General features: G+C 26.9%; 5 protein-coding genes. All 5 read right to left on the bottom strand.

Annotated elements, in window-relative coordinates; translation table 11 throughout:
* The coding region (locus tag HMPREF9129_RS09975) for a hypothetical protein (RefSeq protein WP_004823318.1) at positions 1-655 on the bottom strand (655 nt) is incomplete at its 3' end.
* Between the two features lie 3 nt (positions 656-658).
* On the bottom strand, positions 659-1,129 hold the full coding sequence (locus HMPREF9129_RS09970; protein WP_040553178.1) for a type II secretion system protein: 471 nt from the start codon (positions 1,127-1,129) through the stop codon (positions 659-661).
* On the bottom strand, positions 1,086-1,412 hold the full coding sequence (locus HMPREF9129_RS09965; protein ID WP_004823314.1) for a PulJ/GspJ family protein: 327 nt from the start codon (positions 1,410-1,412) through the stop codon (positions 1,086-1,088). Before HMPREF9129_RS09965 ends, HMPREF9129_RS09970 begins: the two co-directional genes overlap by 44 nt.
* A complete protein-coding gene (locus HMPREF9129_RS09960) occupies positions 1,402-1,827 on the bottom strand; it encodes a prepilin-type N-terminal cleavage/methylation domain-containing protein (protein WP_004823312.1) in 426 nt (141 codons plus the stop codon). The genes HMPREF9129_RS09965 and HMPREF9129_RS09960 overlap by 11 nt, the downstream gene beginning before the upstream one ends.
* Positions 1,824-2,702 (bottom strand): hypothetical protein (locus HMPREF9129_RS11800; protein WP_004823311.1); only part of this gene is annotated, 879 nt, incomplete at its 5' end. The genes HMPREF9129_RS11800 and HMPREF9129_RS09960, both read right to left, overlap by 4 nt.

The raw sequence follows: 2,702 nt of genomic DNA, 5'->3' as shown, positions 1-2,702 counted from the left end.
TCATAACTTTAATATCACTTAATACAATTAAATTTCCACCTTTTTGTTCTAAATAAAATCTATCAAAAGAAGATACACTATCTACCTTTTCTTTAAATTCACTATCTCTAAAAAATGCTATTGAGCTCCCCTCTTTATGCAAATATATATCTTCGGCAGGTAGAATTATATTTTTAGTATTCCCAATGCCTATATTACTTTTCATTTTTTGAAGTTCATCTATACTAACTTTTCCATTCACATTACAAGTTCTAGGACTTACAACACTTTCCCCTGTTGTATATATCTCATTTACTATATTCCCATAAGCATACCAATTGGACGTTATATTTTTATTAGATGTTTCAGCTTTTATCTCAAATTTTGGAGGTCTATTTCCAATCATAATACCTTTTATATCAACCTCACTGCCAAATATCTCCACTTTATCTGTATATTCTCTTTTTACATATAAATCATTAATTGCATTTTCAAAATTTCCAGCTGACGTAACCATTTCAATTGCAGATTCTGCATTATAGTCGGCTTGTATAGAATCAATAGAATTTTTTTGTACCAAAGCACTTTTAAAAACAGAATTCAAAAGAAAGCTAATTGAAATAAGACCTAAACTCATTATTAATACTGTAACTATAATTGCATATCCTCTTTTCATAATCTATTCCCTATTTCTTATCGCAACTAATATTTCTCTCTTCTTACCATTAATCATTTCCATATCTATTTTTATATAATCATCTGTACACTTAACATCAAAAACTTCAACCTTTGATATCAATGAGTTATTCCCTTTTTCCCCACTAACTACTCTGAGTATATTTTTATTCCTTAACTCAAAGTGTATAGTCTTTTGAACAATTTTTTTATTAACTCTCTCAGTATTTATTATTTTAAATCCAGTTGACACGTCTTGTTTTATTTTCTGAGCACTTAATATTTCATCTCTTATGTAATTTTCAAAAAAATATAATTCACTTGCAACATCTTCTTCAAGGCTAACCTTCTTAGTGACCCCCAATAAATGGCTTACCATTGTAGTTAATAAAGAAAATAAAATCAATGATATTCCTACAACTATAACTAATTCAATCAGAGTAAACCCCTTTTTTGACCAACTTTTTAAGCTCATACTTTTCTCCAAAACTTACTCTCACTTCAAATAAATCATCTGAAACTTTTTCTAACTCTACATTTACATCTTCATATTCTACATTTGAGTTGCTATTTTTTATGCTAACGATTGCATTTTCCATTGCATTTTGCAATTTATTACTCACGTCTTGAATTTCATAAATTGACACTCTTGATCTATTTAGATTTATATATGCTGAGACAATTGAAGTTCCAAGTATTAAAACTATTCCTATTGCTATTACTAACTCTATTAGAGTATATCCTTTCTTATTTTCCACTTCTCAATCTCACCTTTCCACTTACCGGTGATATAGTTACTGTATAAGTTTTTCTTTCAGTTTTAAAATTTATAGTTCTTCCAGCTTCTCTTGACGAAACTCCTTTTCTTGTAAAAACTATATCCTTGTATTCTTTAGTTTCAGGTTCTAAAATAAGCCCTTCCGGTAATTTTTGAAAAATAAAATCATCATTAATTTCATAGCTATAAGAATCTTCTGAAATTTTGACTGAAACTCTTTTATTGTTTGCGACAGCATATCCTCTAGCTGAATTTAAATCTGAGATAAAATTTTTAACTGCTAATTTTTGTCTATATGTTCTAACTCCATTAATGCTTTGTATGGATATTCCCATCAATATAACTAATATCCCTAAAATCACTACTATTTCAATTAAAGTGAATCCTTTTTTCATAATTCACCCTCGATTACAAAAGACAATAAGTTTTCTTCATCACTAGTTAATTTTAAGCTTATCTTATCTATGCTAGCTTCATTTAATTCAATTTCATTTTTCCCTCTAGAGATAATATATTCTTCACCTTTAATCTCCAATAATGCTTTTGTCTCTAAATATGAAGAAACCAAAATTTTTATTTTTTTTAAATGCTCTACTTTATTCAACACAATATCTAAAGTAGACTCTCCTTTAGACTTATAATATAAATTAAATCCATTCTCCATAGCACTTATCATAGCTTCTGATGAATCATCATTTTTTAATAAACTACAATCTTCAGCATTTACATTGAAATTACTGTGTACTTTTTCATTTTCCAAAACTTCAATATTTTCTCTTATTTCTTGTTTTGTTATACTTTCAATTTTATTTTTTTGTTTTGAAGTTGGTAATACAGTTTCTTTTCTCTCTACTTCCTTACTTTCTGATTTATTTACTTTTACACTTTTAGAGTCATTAACTGTAGATACAATTTTATTATTTTTATTTTTCTCATATAATTTTTCTTTAAAAATTTTACTCTTTATATCTCCCTCAGATGCCACTATTTGAGGCAATATAGAAGAACTATTGCTCTTAAAAGTGAAATTTAACCTATATCCTTCAAGATCTTGAGTTAAAGTTGCATTATCATAACTATAATAATCAGATAAATTTAATAACTTAAAAAGTTCTTCTTTCTTTAATGATATGTCTATTATTTTATTTTCTTCGACAGTACTTATTACAGCTTGTGGAAATTCTTTTATAAATCCCTCATTATTCTCTCTTTTTATTACCGTATTTTCTTTGTCAAAGTATTTAACTTCACTATTTAATTTGATGTTTTT

The organism is Peptoniphilus indolicus ATCC 29427, assembly GCF_000227315.1.
Classification (GTDB): Bacteria; Bacillota; Clostridia; order Tissierellales; family Peptoniphilaceae; genus Peptoniphilus; species Peptoniphilus indolicus.
Note: the sequence above shows the minus strand (reverse complement) of the source record. Positions and strands in the feature narration are given on the sequence as shown.

What these genes read in the sequence shown, in the direction of transcription:
- HMPREF9129_RS09970 (WP_040553178.1), bottom strand. Translation starts at nt 1,129, where the DNA reads ATGAGCTTAAAAAGTTGGTCAAAAAAGGGGTTTACTCTGATTGAATTA.
- HMPREF9129_RS09960 (WP_004823312.1), bottom strand. Translation starts at nt 1,827, where the DNA reads ATGAAAAAAGGATTCACTTTAATTGAAATAGTAGTGATTTTAGGGATA.